The sequence below is a fragment of the Haloplanus salinarum genome (assembly GCF_024498175.1).
Classification (GTDB): Archaea; Halobacteriota; Halobacteria; order Halobacteriales; family Haloferacaceae; genus Haloplanus; species Haloplanus salinarum.
Genome location: NZ_CP101823.1, coordinates 214653 through 236780 on the forward strand (window position 1 = coordinate 214653; position 22128 = coordinate 236780).

A 22128-nucleotide genomic window follows, 5' to 3' on the forward strand; every position below is an offset into this window, starting at 1 on the left:
CGAGGGCGCCGACCGACTATCGCTTCTCGACTGCCCGCTTCTCCCAGTCCTTCTCGAAGAGGTTGATCGTGTGGACCTTGTCCTCGGTGTAGGCGTGTTCCGCGATGACGTCGTGGTCGAGCTCGATCCCGAAGCCCGGGCCCTCGGGCACCTGGACGTAGCCGTCCTCGACCTCCAGCGGGTCGACGAGCAGGTTGTCGACCCAGTCCACGTCGTAGGTCTGGAACATCTCCTGGATCATGAAGTTCGGCGTCGAGGTACAGAAGTGAGAGTAGATGGCCCCCGCGACCGGCCCCTGGGGGTTGTGTGGCGCGATGCTGACGTGGTCGGCCTCCGCGAGGCCCGCGATCTTCTTGCCCTCGGTGATCCCGCCGGTGTTCATCAGGTCCGGCTGGAAGACGTCGACGTCCGTCCGGGTGACGAGGTCGAAGAAGTCGTGTTTGGTCATGTGGCGCTCGCCGGTCGCGACCGGGATCGGCGACTTGTCGGCCACCTCGGCGAGGCTGTTGATCGAGTCCGGCGGACACGGCTCCTCGAACCACGTCGGGTCGAACTCGTCGAGTTCGCGGGCGATGTCGACGGCCTGCCCGGCGGTGAACCGGCCGTGACACTCGATGAGCAGGTCCACGTCGGGGCCGACCGCCTCGCGCACCGCGCGGACGATGTCGACCGAGTGGTTGAGGTCCTTCTTCGACATGCGCTGCCACGCCGTGCCGAACGGGTCGAACTTCATCGCGTCGTAGCCGTCGTCGACGACGCGCTCGGCGGCCTCCGCGAAGCCTTCGGGCTCGCCGTCCGTGTCCGTGTACCAGCCGTTGGCGTAGGCCCGGAGTTCGTCGCCGTGGACCTTCCCGCCGAGCAGTTCGTAGACCGGCTTATCGAGGAGTTTCCCTTTGATGTCCCAGCAGGCCATGTCGACCGCGGAACAGACCGTCGTGTTCACGACGCCCTTCGAGAACCACTCGTCGCGGTACATCTCCAGCCAGATCTGCTCGGTGTCGAAGGGGTCCTTCCCGACGAAGTAGTTCGACATCTCGTCGATGGCCTTGGCGACCGTCCGTGGCTTGTCGTGGGTCGTCGCCTCGGCGATGCCGGTGACGCCGGCGTCCGTCTCCACCTCGACGAACACCCACGGTTTCCAGGGGTTCGCGACCAGATACGTCTCTACTCCGGAGATACTTACGTCTGACATGTGCATACGGCTCCCGAAGGAACGTGCTTAAGCGTACCGATGCGACCAATCCCGCCGCCGTCGGCCGTCGACACGAACGTATATGACGGTCGCCGCGCATCGGACGGTCGTGCCGGACGAACACCACAGCGCGGCCGTCGACTACGAACCCATATCGGTCGACGGAAAGACGGTCGTCGTCGTCGGCGGAACGAGCGGTATCGGCCGAGCGATCACCCTCGCCCTCGCCATCGAGGGAGCGAACGTCGTTCCGACGAGTCGAACCGAGGAGCGGGTCGCCGCCACCGCGGCGGCGGCTCGGGAACGCGGCGCGGCGGCGCTCGAACATACCTGTGACGTGACCGACCGCGACTCGCTCGACGCGCTCGCGGACGCGGCCGTCGAGCGGTTCGGTACCGTCGACGCCGTCGTCAACTCCCCCGGCGCCATCGCCCGCGCGTCCGTCGCCGACGTGACCGACGACGAGTGGGCGCGCGTCCTCGACGTCCAGCTCACCGGCGTCCACCGGACCGTCCAGACGTTCCTCGACCGGGCCGACCTGGAGAGCGTCGTCAACGTCGCGTCGCTGTCCTCGGCGCTCGGCATCGAGGACTTGGCCGCCTACTCGGCGGCCAAGGGTGGCATCGACGGCTACACGCACGCGGCCGCGAAGGACCTCGGCCCCGACGTGCGGGTCAACGCCGTCCGGCCGGGGTTCGTCGCCACCCCACAGACCGCCGACGCCTACGCCGAGGGGAGCCACCGGTACGAACGCATCGTCGAGCGGGCGTCGATCGGTCGGATCGGCCGCCCCGCGGACATCGCCGGCGCCGTCGTCTACCTCCTCAGCCCCGCCGCGTCGTACGTCACCGGCGAGACCATCACCGTCGACGGCGGGTTCACCCCGAGCGCCTTCTGACCGGGGGCCGGGAGTCACCCGTCGCCGCCCGAGGTGCACACTTTTGTCGCTCGCTCGTGAGCGTGGGGTATGGATCCCGACGAACTCGACGACAGCATCGCCTTCGTCACCGGCGCCAGTTCCGGCATCGGCCGCGCCGCGGCCCACCGACTCGCCGAGGCGGGGGCGCACGTCGCCCTCGCGGCGCGCCGCGAGGAGCGCCTCGAATCGATCGCCGACGCCATCCGCGCGGACCACGACCGGGAGGCGCTCGTCGTCCCGACGGACGTTCGCGACCCCGAGCAGGTCCGGTCGGCGGTGACCGAAACCGCCGACACGTTCGGCGGCATCGATGTCGTCGTCGTCAACGCGGGCCTCGGGGTCGACAAGGACGTCGAGTCGCTCTCGGACGAGGAGTACGGACTGATGACCGAGGTGAACGTCAACGGGACCTTCTACACCGCCCAGGCGGCGCTTCCACACCTCCGCGCGTCCGACGGCAACCTGATCTTCCTCGGGAGCTTTTCGGGCCAACACCCCCGCCCCTACAACCCGGTGTACGCCGCGACGAAGTGGTGGGTCCGCGGGTTCGCCCTGAGCCTCGAGGGCGCCGTCGGCGACGACGGCGTGGCCGTCACCGTCGTCAATCCCACCGAGGTGCGAACCGAGTTCGGGTCGGAGACCGACGATCCGCTCGCGGAGCGCTACGACCCGGGCGAGGTGACCGAACCCGCGGACGTGGCCGACGCCATCGCCTTCGCGGCGGCCCAGCGCCCGCCGAACACCGTGAGCGAACTCGACCTCTACCGCCGCGACAAGTTCTCGCATTTCTGAGATCCGTCCCCGTATCGGGATGCCGCCCCCGAGTCGTCCCGCAAATTTATGGCACTGACCCGGGATGACGAGGTATGTCGCCGACGATCACGAAAATCGAGAGCACGGAGTTCTCCTATCCGCTGGAGGACGTCGGACAGAACCCGGACGGATTCAGCCTCGTCTACGACCCCGGCGAGACGACCCACCGGAAGCAGTTCGCGCTCCGGATCCACACGGATACGGGGATCACGGGGACGTACGTGGGGGGGAACTCGCCGGCGGCGGCCCAGATCAACACGTTCGCGGACTACCTGATCGGGAAGGATCCACTGAAGCGCGAGAAACACTGGTCGGAGATCAAGCGGGCGCTGCGGAAGTACGACCGGATGGGGATGGGTCCCGTCGACATCGCCCTCTGGGACTTCGCGGGCAAGTACTACGACGCGCCGATCCACGAACTCCTCGGCACCTACCGGACGCGCCTGCCCGCCTACGCCTCCACCTACGAGGCCGACGAGAACGGCGGCCTCGACTCCCCGGAGGCGTACGCCGACTTCGCCGAGGAGTGTCTGGACCTCGGCTACCCCGCCTTCAAGATGCACGTCTGGGGGTCCGACGAGTGGCGCGACATCGACCGGGAGATCGAGACGGTCCGGACGCTCGGCGAGCGCGTCGGCGACGAGATGGACCTGATGCTCGATCCGGCCTGTCAGTACGAGACCTTCGCCGACGCGCTGAAGGTGGGTCGTGCCTGTGACGAGGCGGGCTTCTTCTGGTACGAGGATCCGTACCGCGACGGCGGCATCTCCCAGCACGCTCACCGGAAGCTCCGGGAGAAACTCGATACGCCCATCCTCCAGACCGAACACGTCCGCGGGCTCGAACCCCACTCCGATTTCGTCCAGGCCGACGCGACCGACTTCGTCCGCGCCGATCCGGAGTACGACGCGGGCATCACCGGCGCCATGAAGATCGCACGCATGACCGAGGCGTTCGGTCTGGACGTGGAGTTCCACGCGCCCGGCCCGGCCCAGCGACACTGCATGGCCGCGACCCGTAACACCAACTACTACGAACTCGCCCTGGTCCACCCCGAGGTGCCGAACCCGATCCCGCCCGTCTACGAGGGCGGCTACTCGGACTACCTCGAAACCGTCGACGAGGACGGCACCGTCTCGGTGCCCGACGGCCCCGGTCTGGGCGTCGAGTACGACTGGGACTACATCGAGGACAACAGCACGGGCTCCCTGCACGTCTACGACTGATATTCGTTGTAAGTCATTACCGGTCGTTCGCCGGACTGTCCTGACGAACGACCGGGACACGGTTACAATAATCCGTACGAGTTCGGTCGCTCCCCCACCGCGGGGATCGACGTCCCGTTTCAGTCCTTCGCCTTCGCCTTCACGTACGTGACGGGACACGGGGCGTTCAGCAACACGTCCTGGGCCGTACTGCCGAAGACCGCCTTGCCGACCGCCGAGCGCGTCCGCCCCGAGACGACGACGCGGTCGCTCTCGGTCCGTTCGGCGATGCCGATGATCCCGTCGCTGATGTCGCCGACGACGCCTTTCACCTCGTAGTCGACGCCGTGTTCGTCGAAGACCTGCTCGAAGTGTCGGACCGACTCGTGGCGCTCCAGCACCTCGTCGACCTCCGTCTCGGCGAGGTCGGACATCCCGAGGTCCTCGGCGATTTCCTGGAACTGGTCCGGCGTGAAGACGTGTGTGATCACGACCGTGGCGTCGGCCGGCTTCGCGACCTGTACGACCGTCTCCGATAACTCGTCGAGGCGATTCTTGTCGTTCGGACCGACGGTGAGGAGTACCGTCTCCAGTGGCTCGAACATCGACCGTGGGTACGCGCATGGAGTTGAAAAACCCCACCGCTGTGCGGTCGCCGGTTCCGGTGACCGAGACGTCCCGGGATCCGTGCCGGCTCCGGTCGCCTGCAGTCCCTCGGTTGTCGTCGCCCTCGGAAGGTATACTTATTACGCGGTCGCCGGACTTCGGGGGTATGGCGCTGACGATCACGAAAATCGAGAGCACGGAGTTCTCCTATCCGCTGGAGGACGTCGGGACCGACGAACACGGGTTCAACCTCGTCTACGACCCCGGCGAGACGACCCACCGGAAGCTGTTCGGCCTGCGGATCCACACGGACGCGGGCGTCACGGGGGAGTACGTGGGGGGGAACTCGCCGGGAGCGGCCCAGATCAACACGTTCGCGGACTACCTGATCGGGAAGGACCCGCTCCAGCGCGAGAAACACTGGTCGGAGATCAAGCGCGCGCTCCGGAAGTACGACCGGATGGGAATGGGTCCCGTCGACATCGCCCTCTGGGATCTGGCGGGCAAACACTACGACGCGCCGATCCACGAACTCCTCGGCACCTACCGGGAGCGGATTCCGGCCTACGCCTCGACGTATCACGGCGACGAGGTGGGGGGGCTCGACTCCCCGGAAGCCTTCGCCGACTTCGCCGAAGAGTGTCGCGACGCCGGCTTCGACGGGTTCAAGATCCACGGCTGGGGCGGCGGCGACGACACCCGCGACCTCCGGCGCGAGATCGAGGCGGTCCACGCCGTCGGCGACCGCGTCGGCGACGAGATGGACCTCATGCACGACCCGGCCTGTGAACTGGAGACGTTCGCCGACGCCCTAAAACTCGGCCGCGCGCTCGACGAGGAGGGCTTCTTCTGGTACGAGGACCCGTTCCGCGACGGCGGCATCTCCCAGCACGCTCACCGCAAACTCGGCGAGAAACTCGATACGCCCATCCTCCAGACCGAACACGTCCGTGGCCTGGAGATGAAATCCGACTTCGCGGCCGGCGACGCGACCGACTTCCTGCGGGCCGATCCGGAGTACGACGCGGGCATCACCGGCGCGATGAAGGTGGCCCGGATGGCCGAGGCGTTCGGCCTGGACGTGGAGTTCCACGCGCCGGGCCCGGCCCAGCGACACTGCATCGCCGCCACCCGCAACACCAACTACTACGAGATGGCGCTCGTCCACCCCGAGTGTCAGAACACCCAACCCCCCGTCTACGAGGGCGGCTACTCCGACATGATCGACGCCGTCGACGACGACGGGACCGTTCCCGTCCCCGACGGCCCCGGTCTGGGCGTCGAGTACGACTGGGACTACATCGAGGACAACAGCACGGGCTCCCTGCACGTCTACGAGTGACGTCGCGGTCGACCGTCGACCGCCGACGATGTATTTATCTATCGTGGTCACCGACCGTTGGCATATGACGGTCGGACCCGACGCAGTACACGAACTCATCGTCGAGTCCGGGTGGTCCTATCCCGTGTCCTCGCGACGGCTCGAGCGGAACATGCCACTGGAGAACATCACCCTCGACGAGGACGGTAACTCCATGATGCTCGCGGAGTTCCTGAACGAGGCCGACGTCGAACGCTTCGAGAGTCGGGAGGACCTCGAACGGAAGCTCCAGCCGGTCTGCGAGGCCGAGAGCGCGGCCCGCCAGACGAGCATCGTCGGGCGACTCAAGCGGACCTTCCTGGGATGAACAAACTCCGGACGGTCACGTGGGGCGGCGGTGGTCTCGTGATCCTGGCGGCTATCTGGGCGACGCTTCATTACGGCGGCCCCGGGCGGTTCCTGCCGACGGCCGCCATCGGCCTCGTCGCGGCCACGCTCCCCTTCGGCATCGCCTACTCCAAGAGCGCGGTCACGTCGCTCCGGCGGCGGTTCGCCGACGTCGACGAAGGGATCAGCGCCGAGACGGGGTCGATCTTCGTCTCGCGGTCCACCGTCGACGACCCGGTCGACTGCCTCGAATCCATCGTCGACGCGGTCCGATCCGACGCCAACGCCGACGACGTGGAGCGTGAGTCCTTCCAGGAGGGGCCGGGATTGATGGTGATGTACACCGGCTTTCACAACTCCTTCGTCCGGATCACCGAGGCCGGCCGGGTCGTCGTCACCGGCACCTCCGAACACACCCACGACCTCGCGGACACCGTCGCCGAGGCGTACTCCCTCTCCTTCGACCGGACGCGGAACAACCCCTTCTCGGGCATGGAGCCGATCCGGGGCGCCCCGCGGGTGTTCCTCGGCGTCTTCGTGATCGTCCTCCTGCTCGTGGGACTCGGCACCGTCGGCGCCGCCGCGTACCCGTCGGACGCGTACAACCCCGCCGAGCGGACGGTCATCACCGGCATCGACGCCCGGGGGGACCTCGATCCCGGAACCAGCCGGGCCGAGACGCGCCTGTCGAAGGCGGCGTTTCTGGTCGCCATCGTCGACGAGGAAGCCCAGGAGGTGACGTGGGTGCAAAACGATAGCGAGCGCGTCACCGAACACGGGCGGCAGGCGTTGCGGGTCTCCCGCGACGCGGAGGCGCTCCTGGCCGCGGCGCGCGACGACTCGCTCACGCCGGCCCAGGCCGAGCGGGCGACCCGGGTGGAACGGCGGCTGGTCGACGCGCGGATGGCCGTCGCGGCGGCGATGACCGAACGGGTGGAGAACGACTCGGTGAACGAAACCGCCGACATGCGGCGGGTCGTCGAACGACTGCGGGCGACGGACGAGCGGTCGACGGCGTCCTGACATCCTCCCACGGCTAAAGCCGTGGGGTTCCCCCACCGGAGGTTGCACCCACGGACACCGAGGGGTTCGCAGGTTCGTCGTCACGCGGGACGATGACCTGCGTTTCGGGCTCTGCCAGTACAGTCCCCGCTTCAGACAGCGGTTTCGAGAACTTGCCCGCGGCTCGGTTGCCGATGTTTAGCGAACCGTTCTTGTCGTCCAGCCCCCACTCGGGACACTCGAAGCGTCCCTGCGTTGCTCGGACGCCTTCGCTGTCACAGCGGCTGCACGTCTGCGACGTGTCGTATTCGTCGATCAACTCCACGCCGATGCCTGCGTCTTGACATCCTCCCCGCCCTAAAGGGCGGGGATTCCCCGAAGGGGATATTCAGGTTGCGCGTTTCCTCGGGCCTCAAGTACGCTTTCGCGTGGGCCGTCGAAGGTCGCCGTCCAGTTGTGACCACGGACGTGCTTTCCAGCGCGTGTAGCCCTGTCAATTGGGCCTTCCTCCCCGCAATCTGCGGGCGTCAACGGCGTGGAACGTAGTTCCACGGGCAATCGGGCGTAGCCCGATGACGACGGCTGGCTATTCAACCAGCGAGGTAGCACGGTTCGCGTCAGCCGAACTGTTACGCCGTGCATGGTTCACCCTCCCGTTGTGCGATATTCTCCGAAGCGTTCAGGTCGGCGTGTCGTCCACGGCCACACTCCGTACACGAAAAGTGGTCGCCATCACGGGTTCCCATCGAACCACACGCCGAACACCGCTGGCTGGTATGGTACGCATCGACCTTTTCAACGCGAACACCAGCGCGTTCGGCTTTGTACGTAATGAACTGTTGGAGTTGGTGGAAGTGCCACGAGTGGACGCCCGACCACGAACTGTTCTCGCGGATGCCTTCGAGATCTTCCATCCGAATGACGGGGTTCTCGAACTGTTCCGCGAACGTGATGAGGCGACGGGAGAGTTTGTGGTTCATGTCTTTGATCCGACGCTGTTCTTTGTCACCCACGCGGTTGCGTGCGCGAAGCGCACCCGCTTTCGATAGCGACTCGCGTAGGGAACGATATTTGCGTCGAACGTACTTCGCCTCACCACCAGACACCAGCATCGACTCGTCCTCATCGTAGGCGGTCACAGCGAGGATGTGTCGTTCACCAATATCGACACCGATGGGCGTCTCGCCCGACGTATCGGCGTCGTACTCGATATTGAACGTACAATACCAGTCGTCTCCGCGACGGTAGACCTGTAGACGAGTCTTGTCGGCGTCACCTTCGACTAGTCGGTCTACTGGATTGGCAATGTCGTCGTACACCTCTATCGGGGTGTACCACCATTGAGAGACGCATGGGAAGCCGACGACGACCGTGCCGTTCTCAGTCGTGTCGATTTCCCAGTTCTGGTTGTTGACGGCGAACGGCTGACTCTCTCGGTAGCGAACCTCTCCGTCCTTATTATGGTCGGATTTTGCCTCCCGGATGGCTTGGTTCTGGATTGCCGAGTAGAGGTCGTTGTCGATGCTAGCCGTGGTCACGGATTTGCCAAAGTCGCCGTTCTCCCATCCGTCGATACAAAATTGCTTGGTGTCACGGTAGAGGCGAGTGGCGTGTTGCCACTCTTTGCGCCGTGAGAGGGATGGATTGTGGAACTTCGCGGTGACGGCCACCGTGACCATTACATTTGTAATTAGGTATGCTGTCTTAAGCATCTATTGGAATATCAGGCTGTGCTATCGTCGGTGGATTGTGTCGTCGTTTGTCGGATTCATCCCCGCCCTGAAGGGCGGGGCTTTCTCCTCGCACTTCCGTAAAAAAGACGTCGGGGGGTCGTCAGTCGGCGGTCGTGTCGGACTGCTCCGCGGTCGCGCTGACGTCCGTGTCGGGGAAGCCGTGGACGAGCGCCTCGCCGGACGCGCTGTCGAACAGGTGGATGTCGTCCTCGTCGAAGGTGAGCCGGACCGTCTCCCCCTCGGTCGGTTCGACCTCCGAGGGCGTCCGGACGCGGAACTCCTCGCCGGCGAGGTCCAGATAGATGAAGTTGTCCGAGCCGACGACTTCGACGACGTCGACGGTCGTCTCGATGCTCTTTGCCGTCGGCGCGTCGGGGTCGATCCGGACGTTCTCGGGGCGGATGCCGAACTCGACCTCGGTGGTGCTGGAGTCGAGGGGCTGGAGCAGTCGACTGCTCACCTCGTAGTCGAAGTCGTCGCCGACGAGCCGGCCGGAGCCGTCCGATTCGAGTTCCAGGTCGACGTCGACGAAGTTCATCGACGGCGAGCCGATGAAGTTCGCGACGAAGCGGTTCACCGGCTCGTGGTAGACCTCCTTCGGTGCGCCGACCTGCTGGAGCGTCCCCTGATCGAGGATGACGATGCGGTCGGCCATCGTCATCGCCTCCTCCTGGTCGTGGGTGACGTAGACGGTCGTGATCCCGACCTCGGAGTGGATCCGGGAGAGCTCGGTCCGCATGTGTTTGCGGAGCTTCGCGTCGAGGTTCGAGAGCGGTTCGTCGAAGAGGAACACGGAGGGCTCGCGGACGATGGCCCGACCGGTCGCGACGCGTTGCTGCTGGCCGCCGGACAGCGAGGACGGCTTCTTGTCGAGCAGGTCCTCGATGCCCATCATCTCGGCGGCCTCCTGCACGCGGCGATCGATCTCCTCGTCGTCGAGGTCCGTACTCAGGTGGAGGCCGTAGGCCATGTTCTGCCGCACCGTCTTGTGCGGGTACAGCGCGTACGACTGGAACACCATCGCGATGTCCCGATCCTTCGGCGATTTCTCGTTGATCCGTTCGTTCGCCAGCCGGATCTCCCCGTCGGTGACCGTCTCCAGGCCGGCGATCATGCGGAGCGTCGTCGACTTCCCACAGCCGGAGGGGCCGACGACGACGATGAACTCGCCGTCCTTGATGTCCAGATTGAGCTCTTCGACCGCGACGATGGTCTCGGCGCTCGTGTCGAATACTTTCGTTACGTCGTCTAGTTCGAGGCGTGCCATGGTTGTTGTAGTCGGATTCGATGTCGCACCATTTATTATTTGGCTCTCGGTTCGTCGTGGCGTTTCCGGTGAACGGGCCGTAGCGGCCCGAGATCAGCTATCCGGGCGTCCCTCCCAGGCCCTCACCGACGTACCGTCGCGACAGGCCGTAGAAGATCACCGGCGGGGCGACGAGCAGGACGAGCGACGCCATCAGCACGTTCCACTCCCGGAGCACGTCGCTCCCGAGGATGTAGTAGATGGCGACCGTCGCCGTCCTGACCTCGGTGTCGGTCGTGAGCACGAACACCCAGAGGAAGTTGTTCCACGCGGTCAGGAAGGCAAAGAGCGCCGCCGCCGCGACGGCCGGCAGGCTCAGCGGCAACACGACCCTGAGGAAGGCCGTGAGTTCGTTGTGGCCGTCGATGAGCGCCGCCTCCTCGATGCTCTCGGGGATGCCCTGCCTGAAGAACCCCTGGAGCAGCCAGATGTTCTGTGGCAGGACGAAAATCGAGAGGGCGATGATCACACCCACGAGGGTGTTCACCAGGTCGAGGAAGTAGAACACCTCGTAGACCGGAATCGTCAGCACGATCCACGGGAACATGATCGTGAACACGGCGGTGTAGAACAGCGCCTTCCGGCCCGGGAAGTCGAGTCGGGCGAAGGCGTAGGCCCCCGGGATCGCGAAGAACAGCGAGATGACCGTCGCGGCCACGGAGACGATGATGCTGTTCCGGAAGAACGTCACGAAGGCGAACCGGTCCCAGATCTGTGTGTACGATTCGAGTGTGAGCTTACTGAGCGCCGGGATGAACCCCGTATCGGGGCTGATCGCGGCGATGTTCGTCAGGAACGACGTCCGGATCACCCAGTAGTACGGGACGATGGCGAACAGCGCGAAGGCGGCGATGCCGGCGTACAGGAGCGCGCGGTTTCGTTTGGTGTCGTTGAGCATGGTTAGACGTACAGGTTCTCCTCTTCGCTGATCGCCTTCACGTAGATGACGGCGGCGGTCATCGACAGCAGGACCATCGCCATGCCGACGGTGTACGCGCGGGCGAAGTTGTTGTTGACGAACGCGACGCGATACGTGAGGATGCTGAGGAGCATCGTCCGGGTCCCCGGACCGCCGCCGGTCAGGGCGAACGGCTGGGAGAACTCGGCGATGTTCCAGGCGGTCCGCAGCGAGAGGATGACGATGGTCGGGATCAGGAGCCGGGGCACCGTCACGTCACGGAACCGCTGGAGGCGGTTGGCGCCGGACTGGGCCGCCGCCTCGTACTGTTCGCTCGGGATGCTCGCGATGGCGGCCGCGTAGATGATCGCCGAGTAGGCGTAGTCGTGCCACGTCTGGGCGACGATCAGCGAGATGAACGGCCAGACCCCCGTCGCGAGGAAGGCCGGGGCGTCGACGCCGAAGACGGCGAGCGCCTTGGCCATGAAGCCGAAGTTGTTGTCGAGGAACCACATCCAGACCACACCGCCGGCCAGCGGCGCGGCGAAGTACGGCGACATGATCAGGGCCCCGACCCAGTCTTTGGCCGCTTCGCCCAACTCGTTCAACAACAGTGCGGCGAGCAGTCCCAGTCCGAGCTGGAGGAACGTCGTCCCGGCGACGAACGCGATGGACCAGCCGAACGCGTAGACGAACAGGTCGTTCGTCACGAGCCACTGGTAGTTCGCCAGGCCGATGAACTGGCCCGGTTCGCCCAGCCTGGTGTCGGTGAAGGTCATCGTGACCCCACGGACCATGGGATAGTAGAACAGTGCCGTGAACGCGAGGAACGTGGGTATGATGAAGACGTACCCCGTCCAGTTCTCCCGGAGTCGATCCGTGAGTGTCCGCTCGTCGAGCCCGTACTGCTCACGGATCTCCTCTCGGGTGCGTCCTTGTCTCTGTGCCATGGTCTCACTGACCAATATAATCGTGATAAAAGTTTCCGTCCGCGCCGCAGGGGGTCCCGACGGCGGGTGTCGATCACCCGACGTGACGGGGATCGCCGTTCAGTTGTTCTCTTCTTCGAGTCGGGTCAGCACCCGCTCGCGGACGATCGAGGGCGTCTCCTGGACGCCGTGCTGGCCGGCGATGGCCTGGCTGATCGTCTCGTTGATGTCGGTCCAGCGGATCGGGTCGGTCGGCCAGACGTCCCACGGGCCGCCCGTGTTGCTGTACTGGTCGCCGTACTCGACCTGGTTGGTGAGCGACTGCTCGAAGTTCTGCGGGAGGTCGTACTCGTCACGGAGCGCCTCGAGCTTGGGGTCGAGTCCCGGGATGGCCTCGTAGTACTCGCCCCACGCGGGGAGGACGAAGTCGTTGTCCTCGAGCAGGTAGCGACCGAGCGCGAAGGCCCCTTCCTTCTGCTGGTCGCTCACGCCGTCGAAGATGGTGTGGCACTGCTCCAGTCCCCAGACGTGACCGCCGTGTTGACCCGAGTGGCCGCTGAGGTCGTCGATGCCGATGGCGTCGCCGAAGTCCTCGTCGAGCTGCGGGTCGGGCAGCAGCATGAAGTCGCCCTCGCCGTCGTTCCAGCCGATGCTGGCGTTCTCGTCGACGGAGTACCACCGGTTCGCCGTCGCCAGCGCGTACGTGAAGGAGGCGACCTGCCCGCTGAGCATCAGCGCCGGGATGTCCTCGTCGCCGCGCGTGGCGGCCTCGGCGCTACTGAACTCGTTGGCGAGAGTGATACACGCCTTGATCATGCCGTCGGTCTTCTGTCGGTCCTCCTCCATCTCCTCGTTGTTGATCACGACGGTCGGGTCGGTCCCCTCGCCGCGGATCCACGGGTCCGTCCCGTCGGTGTAGGCCGTTCGCGCGTAGCCCCAGTAGGACTCGAGGTCGCCCGGGACGCCCGTCTCCTCGTAGGCGATGATGTCCTGTTCCTCGTCGATGGTCTGGAGGACATCGTAGAACTGGCTCCAGGTCTTCAGCTCCTCCATCGGATCCTCGACGCCCGCCTGCGAGAACGTCTTCGGCCGGATGCCGAGGTTGCTGTTGGTGTTGCGGATGGCACCCAGCGACCAGTAGTTGCCGCGGAACTCGGCGACCTGCTGGCCTGCCGTCGTCAGGTCGTCCGGGAGGGTGTCGGTCCCTTCCATGAACGAGGCGTGGTCGACGAGCTGGTCGTTCCGGAAGAACTGGAGGCCGAGGCCGCCGGACTCCGCCAGCGCCGGCGGGTTCCCGCTCTGCACGCGGGAGGTGAGGGACTGCTGAACGTCGCCGTACGACGCCGTCTGGAGGTTGACCTCGTAGCCGTCGTTCTTGGACGCGAAGTCCTCCATCGAGTCCTGGAAGTGGCGCTGGATGTCGCCGTTCTCCACGGCGTTCGCGGAGAGGAAGTCGACGGTGACGGTTTCGCTCCCACCGCTGTCGTCGCCGCCGTCGCCGCCGTCTCCACCGTCGCCGCCGTCGCCGCCATCTCCACCGTCGCCGCCATCGCCGCCGTCGCCGCCGTCGCCGCCGTCTCCACCGCCGCCACCGCCACAACCGGCGAGCGCGCCCATGGCACCGACACTCGCCGCACCCGTCGTGATCTTCACGAAGTCACGTCGGCTCGTCTCTTCGTCATCGGTGTCCAGACTTACCCCGCTGGACCCGTCTTCCGTGTCTCGGGTTGACATACGCCTACTCTTGCTGACCCGTGATATAAATAATTAACCACTCCATTTCGACGCCCGGACGGGGATCTCTCTCTTCGTCACGCGATTTCACGGAGAGGGATGGGACTGGCGCCCTGAGGGACGCCCACAGTCACCGTTCCGCCGAACGTTTATCCTCCCTTGGTGGGGAGAGACGGACGCGTCGTGGACCCTCGGACGACGACCGTCGTCCGCCCACGAACTCACCCATGTCCGACCGATTCCGCCCAGTGTCCCCCTCGCATGGGCGCGTGACCCTGGCGCTGACGTTCGGCTTCGTACTCGCGTACCGCGTCGAACAGAACGTCGCGTACGTCCTCGGTATCTCGCCCCGACAACTCGTCACGCTCGATACGTTCCCGGCGAACGCGCTCACGCAGGTGTTCGCCCCCCTGCTCCACGCGAGCGGCGACCACCTCGTCGCGACGCTCGTGTGGGTCGTTCCCTTCGGCTACTTCCTCGAACGGCGCCGCCCCTGGCAGGACTACGTCGGCTTCGTCGTCGTCGCGGGCTTTCTCACGACGACGCTCGTCCCGGCCCTGTTCGTCGTCGGCGGCGTGGCGCCCGGACTGGGTATCGGCGGGAGTGGCGTCGCCCACGCGCTCGTCGGCCGCGAGGCCACGGCCCGACTCCGAGAACTCCCCCGATGGCGGTCGCTCCCGCGCGTCGAGTGGGGTATCGCCGCCGTCGCGACGGTCGGACTGGGGGTGACCCTCCTGGGCCTCGCCGACCCGCCGGCCGGCACGAGCGTCGTCGGCCACGCGACCGGGTTGGTGGTTGGTGTCGTCGCCGGGGTCGGTGAACGGTACGTGTCGGCGACGCCCGACCGGTCGGCGGGGTGAGGAGCCGGCGCCCCCGACGACGGTGGTCCAGCCGGTACTGACTTGCAAGCCCCGACGGTACATAGGGCCATGCAGACGCTCATTCTGGCGGCTGGCCAGGGGACCCGCATGCGGCCGCTGACCGAACGGTGGCCGAAACCGATGCTCCCGGTCGCCGGGCGGCCACTCGTTGCGCATACGGCGGCTGCGGCGGTGCAGGCGGGGGCCTCGCGGTTGGTGTTCGTCGTGGGTTACGAGGCAGAGGCCGTTCGCGCCCGCTTCGGGACGGAGTTCGAGGGCGTCCCCGTGGACTACGCCGTACAGGACGTCCAGCGTGGGACGGCCGACGCCGTGCGGGTCGGAGCGGCCGAACTCGACGACGGCCCCTTCGCCGTCCTGAACGGCGACAACCTCTACGATCCGGAGTCGCTCGCCGACCTCTTCGACCGTGGCCCGAGCGTCGGCTCCTACCGCGTCGCGAACCCGAGCGCCTACGGCGTCCTCGACGTCACGGAGGGACGGGTCACGGACGTCGTCGAGAAGCCCGAGACGCCGCCCTCGGAGGTGATCAACACCGGTGCGTACGTCTTCCCCGCGGCGGCCCGGGAGTGGCTCGACGTCGAGAGTAGCGACCGCGGGGAACGCGAGCTGACGGACGTCCTCGGCCGCGTCTGTCGGGAACGGACGGTGACGGCAGTCACGCTGGATCGCTGGCTCGACGTGGGTCGACCGTGGGAACTGCTGGCGGCCAACGAGTGGAAACTCGGGGAGTGCTCCCGACGGATCCAGGGTGAGGTCCACGAGGACGCGGACCTCCGCGGCGGCGTCGTGGTCGAGTCGGGAGCGACCGTCGATTCGGGAGTCGTCATCGAGGGCCCGGCGCTCGTCCAGGACGGCGCGACCGTCGGGCCGAACGCCTACGTCCGCGGCGCGACCCTGCTCGGTCCGGAGACGACGGTCGGCCACGCCGTCGAAGTGAAGAACAGCGTCCTGATGCGCGGCGCGACGGTCGGTCACCTCTCGTACGTGGGCGACAGCATCCTCGGACGTGACGTGAACTTCGGTGCCGGCACGACGGTCGCGAACCTCCGTCACGACGAAGCGCCCGTCACCTGCGAGGTGAAAGGCGAGCGCGTGTCCACGGGGCGACGGAAGTTCGGCGTCGTCTGTGGCGACGACGTGAAAACGGGGATCGACACGAGTTTGAACGCCGGCGTGTCGCTCGCCGCCGGCGCCACGACCGCACCGAACGAAACGGTCGTGGACTCGGTCACCCGCGACTGACGTCGCGGACGTCCCCTCGGCCGTCGTCGCTCGGGCCCGTCGGGGCTGCCGGCAGTACGTATATACTCCATCCACCACGCTAGTCGGCCATGCGTACGGTTCCCGTTCCGCTCGTCCCCCGCCGCCTTCGGTATCTCGGGGCCGGTGGGGTCGCCGCCGCGTTGCTTTAGTTCTCCGTCCTTGGCCTTCCCCCGTCGTCGCCACGCCCGAGTCCGTTCTGGGACAAGCAACTGCACGTCCTCGGGTACGCCGGCTTCGCACTCGCGTTGGCGTACGCGACTGCCCACCTTCGGGATCGCCTCTGGATCCGGATCGCGCTCGTCCTCGCCGTCGCCGTCGGCTACGGGGTCGCGATCGAACTCCTGTAGGGGCTACATCCCGACCGACACCTCTCGGCCGCCGACGCGCTGGCGAACGTCGCCGGCGCACTGCTCGCGAGTGGCTGGTTTCTCCTCGAATCGCGGATCCGATACCGCCGTCTCCGGCGGCTTCCCTCTCCGTAGCGCGAACTGCCATCCGTCGGGCGGGTCCGAGACGCCGACGGCGGCTCGCCCCCACGAGCGGCGTTCTCCCGAACGGCCCGCGTCACTCGACGGTGACGCTCTTCGCGAGGTTCCGCGGCTTGTCGATCGACCGTCCCTTCTCGTTCGCGACGTGGTACGCGAACAGTTGGAGGACGACGTTCGCGACCACCGGCTCCAAGGGGCCACACGCCGGAATCTCGAAGACGGTGTCGACGTCGGTGGTGAGCGTCGGTTCGCTCGTGACGCCGACGACGGGCGCGCCGCGTGATTCGACTTCCTTGACGTTGTGGACGGTCTTCTCGGCCGCCGTCCCGTCGGTGAGGATGGCGATGACCGGCGTCTCGGGCGTCACCAGTGCCAGTGGGCCGTGTTTCAGTTCGCCGGCGGCGAAGCCCTCCGCGTGATCGTACGAGATTTCCTTGAGTTTGAGGGCGCTCTCGAGCGCGACCGGGTAGCCGGTCCGCCTGCCGATGTAGAAAAAGGCCTCGCTGTCGGCGTAGGTCTCGGCGGCGCGTTCGATCGTGGGTTCCCGATCCAACACCTGCTGGACCGCGCCGGGGAGGTCCCGGAGGCTCTCGAGGAACTCCGTCGTGGCCTGTGACGAGAGGGTCCCGCGCACCTGTCCCAGATGCACCGTGAGGAGCGTGGCCGTCGCGACTTGGGAGACGAACGTCTTGGTCGCCGCGACGCCGATCTCCGGACCGGCGCGAATGAAGATCGTGTCGTCGGCCTCCCGAGTGACGGTGCTCCCGAGCGTGTTCGTGAGCGCGAGCGTGCGTGCGCCCGCTCCCGCGGCCTCGCGGAGTGCGGAGAGCGTATCGGCCGTCTCGCCGCTCTGCGTGATGGCGAGCACGAGCGTGCGCCACGGATCGCGCTCCCCGTTGAACTCGTATTCGCTGGCGATGTGGACGGTAACCCGGACGCCGGCGTACGTTTCGAGCAGTTCCTTCGCGTAGAGACCGGCGTGATACGAGGTCCCACAGGCGACGATCTGCACCTCCTCGACGGACTGGAGATACTCCGTGGGCAGGTCGACGTCGAGGTCGACGTCGATGGCGAGGTCGTCGATTCGTCCGGAGATGGTCTGTCGGAGCGCGCGCGGTTGTTCGTGGATCTCCTTGAGCATGTAATGCTCGTAGCCACTCTTGCCGGCGGCCTCGGCGTCCCAGTCGAGGGTGTCGGTCGGTCTGTCGACGGACTCTCCGCCGTTGTAGATCGTGACGTCATCCGCCGTCAGGTGGGCGATATCCCCCGATTCGAGGTACGTGACCCGGTCCGTATGCTCGACGAACGCGGTCGCGTCGCTCCCGATGAACGTCGCGTCGTCGCCGTGACCGATCAACAGGGGGCTATCCTCGCGTGCGACGACGATGCCGTCGTGACCGGCCGCCGTCGCGGCGATGGCGTAGCTTCCGTCGAGTCGCTGGGTCGCCCGCTGCACCGCGCTCAGCAGGGAGACGTCGTCGGCGAGCTGTTCCTCGACGAGATGTGGAATCACTTCGGTGTCGGTCTCGCTCCGGAAGACGTGTTGCTCGCTGAGTTCCGTCTTGAGGGCGTCGTAGTTCTCGATGATGCCGTTGTGGACGACGGCCACCTCGCCGGTACAGTCCGTGTGGGGGTGGGCGTTCGTCTCCGTGGGTTCCCCGTGAGTGCTCCACCGCGTGTGTCCGATCCCGGCCGTGGCGTCGGCCGACCGTGGCGCCGTGAGTTCGTCGACCTGCCCCGCCGTCTTGGCGAGGGTGAGCGTCTCGCCGGTGAGTGCGATACCCGCCGAGTCGTAGCCGCGATATTCGAGGTTCTCGAGCCCCTGGTGGACGATCCGTCCCGTGTCGTCCGAGCCGACGCAGCCGACGATCCCACACATACGATCAGCCCCGCTGTACGTGGCTGCCGTCCTCGACACGCCCCGACACGTAGGTTCCGCCGTCGAGCGTGGCGGTGTTTCCGACGATGGTTCCCGGCGTGATCGTCACGTTGCCCCCGCCAGCGACGTTGTCCCCGATCAATCCCCCGAGCGTGACGTCGCGGTGGACGTCCTCCGAAAGGACGACGTCGGCACGGCCGCCTTCGACCGTCGTGTTCGGGCCCAGTGTCGTGTTTGCGCCGACGATGCAATCTGTCATCACAGTACCACTCTTGATTGTCACATCAGTTAAAAGAATCGTATTTTTCAGTATCGCGCCGGCGCCGATACTAACGTTGTCGCCGAGGCTGACGCCGCTCAACACGGCCGCCTGTGGATGGACGACCGCGTTCTCCCCGATGGCCGTGGAATCCGCGACCACCGCCGAGGCGTCGATCGTCGCACTCTCGGGGATCGCGTCCGGCGATCGCTCCGTCCCGAGGAGTGCGTCGTTGCCCGCGAGGAGGTCCCACGGCGCCGAGACGTCCAGCCACGTCCCCTGATAGCGAACGGCTTCGAGTCGCCGCTCGTCGATGAACGTCCCCAACGCCTCCGTCAGCGCCCGTTCGCCGTGTGCCTCGATACGGCGAATCGCGGCGAAGATCTCGGGGCCGAAGGCGTAGACGCCGGCGTTGATGTAGTCCGATTTCGCGCGGTCGGGGTGTGGCTGTTCCTCCAGTCCGACGACCGTCCGGCCGTCGAGTTCGACGACCCCGTACCGACTCGGCTGTTCGATGCGGGTGATCGCCATGACCGGATCGTTGGTCTCCCGCTGGCGCTCGACGACCGCGTCGACGACCGTCGCGTCGATGACCCGGTCGCCGTTCAACGCGACGAACGACTCGCCGAGATGCGATTCCGCCTGTAACAGTGCGTGTCCGGTCCCGAGTTGTGGGTCCTGGACGACGTACGAGATATCCAAGTCGCCGTAGCTGTCCTCGAAGTGACTCTGGATGCGATCACGATTCGAGCCGACGACGATCAGTACCTCGGTGATCGCCGTCCGGGTGAGCGCGTCGACGATGTGCTCCAGGATGGGCCGATTCGCGACCGGGAGCATGGGCTTCGGACGGTTCTCCGTGAGCGGCCAGAGCCGCCGTCCCTTCCCCGCGGCGAGTACGACTGCTTTCATATCCACTGATCGTCACGATACGACATAGGCTTTTGCCGGCCGCGGCGGCGGGCTGCAGCCGTTTCGCTCGTTTCGAGCCACTGGTCGGCTGGTGGACGTGACCGACGTGGGTATGATCCCCGCCGGTCGGTGGCGCCATCGTCGCCATTCCGGTCGCGGGACCGGTGAGACCGGACGTCGATCCACCGGCGTGAGGGGAGTCCTCGTGGCTCGACCTCCCGACCGGCTTGCATTCGACCGTCGCGACTCCCTCCACACGCCGCCCCGGGCGATGGGGACGGCGGCGGATCGGGTCCGACAGCGGACCGACCGCCCTCGATGGGCGCGATGACAGCCGTCGGGCACGCCGAGACGGTCGCCGTCGTATCGAGGAACGGGCCACGGCTCCAGCCGCGGGAGCGCTCCCGGCGGATATCACGCGGCGTGAGGCGCTACACCTTTTACGTGCCGTGGCGATAGTCCATCCGATATGAACGCTGTCGTGCTCGCGGCCGGCGAGGGGACGCGACTCCGCCCACTCACCGAGGACAAACCCAAGGGGATGGTCGAAGTGGACGGGAAGCCGATCCTGACGCACTGTTTCGAACAGCTGGCCGAACTCGGTGCCGACGAACTCGTCGTCGTCGTCGGGTACCGCAAGCAGGACATCATCGAGCACTACGGCGACGAATTCGAGGGCGTTCCGATCACGTACGCGCACCAGCGCGAACAGAAGGGACTGGCCCACGCGCTACTGACGGTCGAAGAGCACGTCGATGACGACTTCATGCTCATGCTCGGCGACAACATCTTCCAGGCGAACCTCGAGGACGTCGTCCGCCGTCAACGCGAAAACCGCGCCGATGCCGCGTTCCTCGTCGAGGAGGTCGACTGGGACGAAGCCAGCCGATACGGGGTCTGTGATACGAACAAGTACGGCGAGATCACCGACGTCGTCGAGAAACCCGAGGATCCACCCTCGAACCTCGTGATGACGGGCTTCTACACGTTCTCGCCCGCGATCTTCCACGCCTGCCATCTCGTCCAGCCGTCGAACCGCGGCGAATACGAGATCTCGGAGGCGATCGACCTGCTGATTCAGAGCGGTCGGACGATCGACGCCATTGGGCTCGAGGGATGGCGCGTGGACATCGGCTACCCGGAAGACCGAGACGAAGCCGAAAGACGGCTCGCCGACGACAATGACGTCTCCGAGTGATCCTCCGACCGCCCCACCGTGACGAATCGACCGATGGTGTCTTGACACTTCGTTTCGATGTCGTCCGTGATGCGAATCCTCCGCGTCGCCCAGAAACTCTACCCCGAGGTGCCCGGCGGCGGCACCTACCACGTTCACGCGATGAGTCGCGATCAGGCTGCGATGGGGCACGACGTGACCGTGTTGACCGTCGGGACTGAATCCGACCGTCCCCACGTCGAGGAGCGCGAGGGGTATACGGTCGTCCGGTATTTCCCGACGGTCTCGCTTCTCGGGAACGATATCTCGGCCGGTCTCGCGCGTCACCTCGCCGGGATCGACACGACCGAGTTCGACGTGTGCCACGCCCACTCGCATCTCTACTTCTCGACGAACCTCGCGGCGCTGAAGCGGTGGATCGGTGGGCTTCCACTCGCGATTACCAACCACGGGCTCTACTCCCAGAACGCACCGCAGTGGGTCTTCGACGCCTACCTCCGGACGCTCGGCCGGTGGACGTTCGATCGGGCCGACGCCGTCTTCTGTTACACCGACACCGACCGCGAACGGGTGCGCGACCTCGGCGTCGACGCCCGGATCGAGGTGGTGCCCAACGGCATCGACACCGGACGATTCAGGCCCGACGGCCCCGGAGGCGACCGGATCGATCACGACGGCCCGGTCGTACTGTTCGTCGGCCGGCTGGTCGAGGGGAAGCGGCCGGCCGACGCCGTACGGGCGCTCGCCCGCGTCCGGGACGCCCACCCCGACGCCGCGCTCTACCTGTGTGGCGAGGGGCCGCGACGGGACGACCTCGTCGCGCTCGCGGCAGAACTGGGGATTCGCGAGGCCGTCTCCTTCTGCGGACAGGTGCCCTACGACGACATGCCGGCCGTCTATCGGAGCGCCGACGCGCTCGTCCTGCCGAGTCGGGCCGAGGGACTCCCCCGGACCGTGATGGAGGCGATGGCGACCGGCGTCCCCGTCGTGTCGAGCGACCTACCGCAGGTGCGGGAGCTGGTGTCGAGCGGGGGGTACACGGTCGAGTTGGGCGACGTCGAGGGGTTCGCCGAGCGGATCGATGCGTGTCTGGAGGGACAGTATCCGGCGGGTGGGCGCGAACGGATCGTGGCGGAGCACTCGTGGAGCGACACCGTAGAGCGGACGACGACGGTGTTGGAGAGGATTCGTCGGTCTCGGTGAACGCTCACGCAGCGGATCGGG

20 protein-coding genes are annotated in these 22128 nt (G+C 66.4%); 10 read left to right on the forward strand and 10 right to left on the reverse strand.

What is annotated here, in order from left to right:
• Window positions 1-16: 16 nt before the first annotated feature.
• Complete coding sequence (locus NO364_RS01130; RefSeq protein WP_157689327.1) at window positions 17-1192, reverse strand: mandelate racemase/muconate lactonizing enzyme family protein; 1176 nt, start codon at window positions 1190-1192, stop codon at window positions 17-19.
• 82 nt (window positions 1193-1274) lie between these two features.
• On the opposite strand from NO364_RS01130, the gene NO364_RS01135 reads away from it, so the two are divergent.
• The 3 genes from NO364_RS01135 (at window position 1275) to NO364_RS01145 (ending at window position 4150) form a co-directional block, all read left to right on the forward strand.
• Window positions 1275-2090: an SDR family NAD(P)-dependent oxidoreductase gene (locus NO364_RS01135; protein ID WP_157689326.1), complete on the forward strand. Its 816-nt coding sequence runs from the start codon at window positions 1275-1277 to the stop codon at window positions 2088-2090.
• Window positions 2091-2159: 69 nt separating this feature from the next.
• Window positions 2160-2903: an SDR family oxidoreductase gene (locus NO364_RS01140; RefSeq protein ID WP_157689325.1), complete on the forward strand. Its 744-nt coding sequence runs from the start codon at window positions 2160-2162 to the stop codon at window positions 2901-2903.
• Between the two features lie 74 nt (window positions 2904-2977).
• Window positions 2978-4150, forward strand: a complete 1173-nt coding sequence (locus tag NO364_RS01145) for a mandelate racemase family protein (RefSeq protein ID WP_257628300.1) — start codon at window positions 2978-2980, stop codon at window positions 4148-4150.
• A gap of 119 nt (window positions 4151-4269) precedes the next feature.
• Here NO364_RS01145 and NO364_RS01150 read toward each other — a convergent pair whose 3' ends face one another.
• Complete coding sequence (locus NO364_RS01150; RefSeq protein WP_157689323.1) at window positions 4270-4734, reverse strand: universal stress protein; 465 nt, start codon at window positions 4732-4734, stop codon at window positions 4270-4272.
• A gap of 167 nt (window positions 4735-4901) precedes the next feature.
• On the opposite strand from NO364_RS01150, the gene NO364_RS01155 reads away from it, so the two are divergent.
• The 3 genes from NO364_RS01155 (at window position 4902) to NO364_RS01165 (ending at window position 7466) form a co-directional block, all read left to right on the forward strand.
• A complete protein-coding gene (locus tag NO364_RS01155; protein WP_257628301.1) occupies window positions 4902-6077 on the forward strand; it encodes a mandelate racemase family protein in 1176 nt (391 codons plus the stop codon).
• 64 nt (window positions 6078-6141) lie between these two features.
• Entirely contained in the window at window positions 6142-6423 is a 282-nt protein-coding gene (locus tag NO364_RS01160) for a hypothetical protein (protein ID WP_157689321.1), read from the forward strand.
• A complete protein-coding gene (locus NO364_RS01165; protein WP_157689320.1) occupies window positions 6420-7466 on the forward strand; it encodes a CPBP family intramembrane glutamic endopeptidase in 1047 nt (348 codons plus the stop codon). Before NO364_RS01160 ends, NO364_RS01165 begins: the two co-directional genes overlap by 4 nt.
• Before the next feature lie 13 nt (window positions 7467-7479).
• Here the strand turns inward: NO364_RS01165 and NO364_RS01170 are convergent, their stop codons facing one another.
• The 6 genes from NO364_RS01170 to NO364_RS01195 form a co-directional block, all read right to left on the reverse strand.
• Window positions 7480-7770, reverse strand: coding sequence for a zinc ribbon domain-containing protein (locus tag NO364_RS01170; RefSeq protein ID WP_420191790.1), 291 nt, complete (start codon window positions 7768-7770; stop codon window positions 7480-7482).
• A gap of 304 nt (window positions 7771-8074) precedes the next feature.
• Window positions 8075-9124 (reverse strand): transposase, encoded by a 1050-nt coding sequence (locus NO364_RS01175; protein ID WP_257628302.1) that lies wholly within the window; start codon window positions 9122-9124, stop codon window positions 8075-8077.
• A 154-nt stretch (window positions 9125-9278) separates the two neighbouring features.
• The gene (locus NO364_RS01180) at window positions 9279-10445 is read right to left on the reverse strand and encodes an ABC transporter ATP-binding protein (protein WP_157689318.1); all 1167 of its coding nucleotides are present in this window, start codon (window positions 10443-10445) and stop codon (window positions 9279-9281) included.
• Window positions 10446-10542: 97 nt separating this feature from the next.
• Window positions 10543-11382 carry a carbohydrate ABC transporter permease gene (locus NO364_RS01185; RefSeq protein WP_257628303.1) on the reverse strand — a complete coding sequence of 280 codons (840 nt, stop codon included), beginning with the start codon at window positions 11380-11382 and terminating at the stop codon, window positions 10543-10545.
• Between the two features lie 2 nt (window positions 11383-11384).
• Window positions 11385-12332, reverse strand: a complete 948-nt coding sequence (locus NO364_RS01190) for a carbohydrate ABC transporter permease (RefSeq protein WP_157689316.1) — start codon at window positions 12330-12332, stop codon at window positions 11385-11387.
• A gap of 99 nt (window positions 12333-12431) precedes the next feature.
• Complete coding sequence (locus tag NO364_RS01195) at window positions 12432-14045, reverse strand: ABC transporter substrate-binding protein (protein WP_257628304.1); 1614 nt, start codon at window positions 14043-14045, stop codon at window positions 12432-12434.
• Window positions 14046-14314: 269 nt separating this feature from the next.
• Between NO364_RS01195 and NO364_RS01200 the strand changes: the two genes are divergently transcribed.
• Both NO364_RS01200 and glmU read left to right on the forward strand, forming a co-directional pair.
• The gene (locus tag NO364_RS01200) at window positions 14315-14905 is read left to right on the forward strand and encodes a rhomboid family intramembrane serine protease (protein ID WP_257628305.1); all 591 of its coding nucleotides are present in this window, start codon (window positions 14315-14317) and stop codon (window positions 14903-14905) included.
• Between the two features lie 69 nt (window positions 14906-14974).
• Entirely contained in the window at window positions 14975-16168 is a 1194-nt protein-coding gene (gene glmU, locus NO364_RS01205; RefSeq protein ID WP_257628306.1) for a bifunctional sugar-1-phosphate nucleotidylyltransferase/acetyltransferase, read from the forward strand.
• 585 nt (window positions 16169-16753) lie between these two features.
• Here glmU and glmS read toward each other — a convergent pair.
• Both glmS and NO364_RS01215 read right to left on the reverse strand, forming a co-directional pair.
• Window positions 16754-18556 carry a glutamine--fructose-6-phosphate transaminase (isomerizing) gene (gene glmS / locus NO364_RS01210; RefSeq protein WP_257628307.1) on the reverse strand — a complete coding sequence of 601 codons (1803 nt, stop codon included), beginning with the start codon at window positions 18554-18556 and terminating at the stop codon, window positions 16754-16756.
• Window positions 18557-18560: 4 nt separating this feature from the next.
• Window positions 18561-19727 carry a sugar phosphate nucleotidyltransferase gene (locus tag NO364_RS01215; protein ID WP_257628308.1) on the reverse strand — a complete coding sequence of 389 codons (1167 nt, stop codon included), beginning with the start codon at window positions 19725-19727 and terminating at the stop codon, window positions 18561-18563.
• Window positions 19728-20196: 469 nt separating this feature from the next.
• On the opposite strand from NO364_RS01215, the gene aglF reads away from it, so the two are divergent.
• Together aglF and NO364_RS01225 are read left to right on the forward strand one after the other, a co-directional pair.
• The gene (aglF, locus tag NO364_RS01220) at window positions 20197-20925 is read left to right on the forward strand and encodes a UTP--glucose-1-phosphate uridylyltransferase AglF (RefSeq protein ID WP_257628309.1); all 729 of its coding nucleotides are present in this window, start codon (window positions 20197-20199) and stop codon (window positions 20923-20925) included.
• A 69-nt stretch (window positions 20926-20994) separates the two neighbouring features.
• Window positions 20995-22107: a glycosyltransferase family 4 protein gene (locus tag NO364_RS01225; protein WP_257628310.1), complete on the forward strand. Its 1113-nt coding sequence runs from the start codon at window positions 20995-20997 to the stop codon at window positions 22105-22107.
• Window positions 22108-22128: the final 21 nt, after the last annotated feature.

Bases quoted from the DNA above. Each gene is read 5' to 3' on its own strand.
- NO364_RS01185 (WP_257628303.1), bottom strand. From the start codon at position 11,382: ATGCTCAACGACACCAAACGAAACCGCGCGCTCCTGTACGCCGGCATC.
- glmS (WP_257628307.1), bottom strand. From the start codon at position 18,556: ATGTGTGGGATCGTCGGCTGCGTCGGCTCGGACGACACGGGACGGATC.
- NO364_RS01145 (WP_257628300.1), top strand. From the start codon at position 2,978: ATGTCGCCGACGATCACGAAAATCGAGAGCACGGAGTTCTCCTATCCG.
- NO364_RS01130 (WP_157689327.1), bottom strand. From the start codon at position 1,192: ATGTCAGACGTAAGTATCTCCGGAGTAGAGACGTATCTGGTCGCGAAC.
- NO364_RS01155 (WP_257628301.1), top strand. From the start codon at position 4,902: ATGGCGCTGACGATCACGAAAATCGAGAGCACGGAGTTCTCCTATCCG.
- NO364_RS01195 (WP_257628304.1), bottom strand. From the start codon at position 14,045: ATGTCAACCCGAGACACGGAAGACGGGTCCAGCGGGGTAAGTCTGGAC.
- glmU (WP_257628306.1), top strand. From the start codon at position 14,975: ATGCAGACGCTCATTCTGGCGGCTGGCCAGGGGACCCGCATGCGGCCG.
- NO364_RS01175 (WP_257628302.1), bottom strand. From the start codon at position 9,124: ATGGTCACGGTGGCCGTCACCGCGAAGTTCCACAATCCATCCCTCTCA.
- NO364_RS01180 (WP_157689318.1), bottom strand. From the start codon at position 10,445: ATGGCACGCCTCGAACTAGACGACGTAACGAAAGTATTCGACACGAGC.
- NO364_RS01135 (WP_157689326.1), top strand. From the start codon at position 1,275: ATGACGGTCGCCGCGCATCGGACGGTCGTGCCGGACGAACACCACAGC.
- NO364_RS01215 (WP_257628308.1), bottom strand. From the start codon at position 19,727: ATGAAAGCAGTCGTACTCGCCGCGGGGAAGGGACGGCGGCTCTGGCCG.
- NO364_RS01225 (WP_257628310.1), top strand. From the start codon at position 20,995: ATGCGAATCCTCCGCGTCGCCCAGAAACTCTACCCCGAGGTGCCCGGC.
- NO364_RS01150 (WP_157689323.1), bottom strand. From the start codon at position 4,734: ATGTTCGAGCCACTGGAGACGGTACTCCTCACCGTCGGTCCGAACGAC.
- NO364_RS01190 (WP_157689316.1), bottom strand. From the start codon at position 12,332: ATGGCACAGAGACAAGGACGCACCCGAGAGGAGATCCGTGAGCAGTAC.
- NO364_RS01165 (WP_157689320.1), top strand. From the start codon at position 6,420: ATGAACAAACTCCGGACGGTCACGTGGGGCGGCGGTGGTCTCGTGATC.
- NO364_RS01160 (WP_157689321.1), top strand. From the start codon at position 6,142: ATGACGGTCGGACCCGACGCAGTACACGAACTCATCGTCGAGTCCGGG.
- aglF (WP_257628309.1), top strand. From the start codon at position 20,197: ATGAACGCTGTCGTGCTCGCGGCCGGCGAGGGGACGCGACTCCGCCCA.
- NO364_RS01140 (WP_157689325.1), top strand. From the start codon at position 2,160: ATGGATCCCGACGAACTCGACGACAGCATCGCCTTCGTCACCGGCGCC.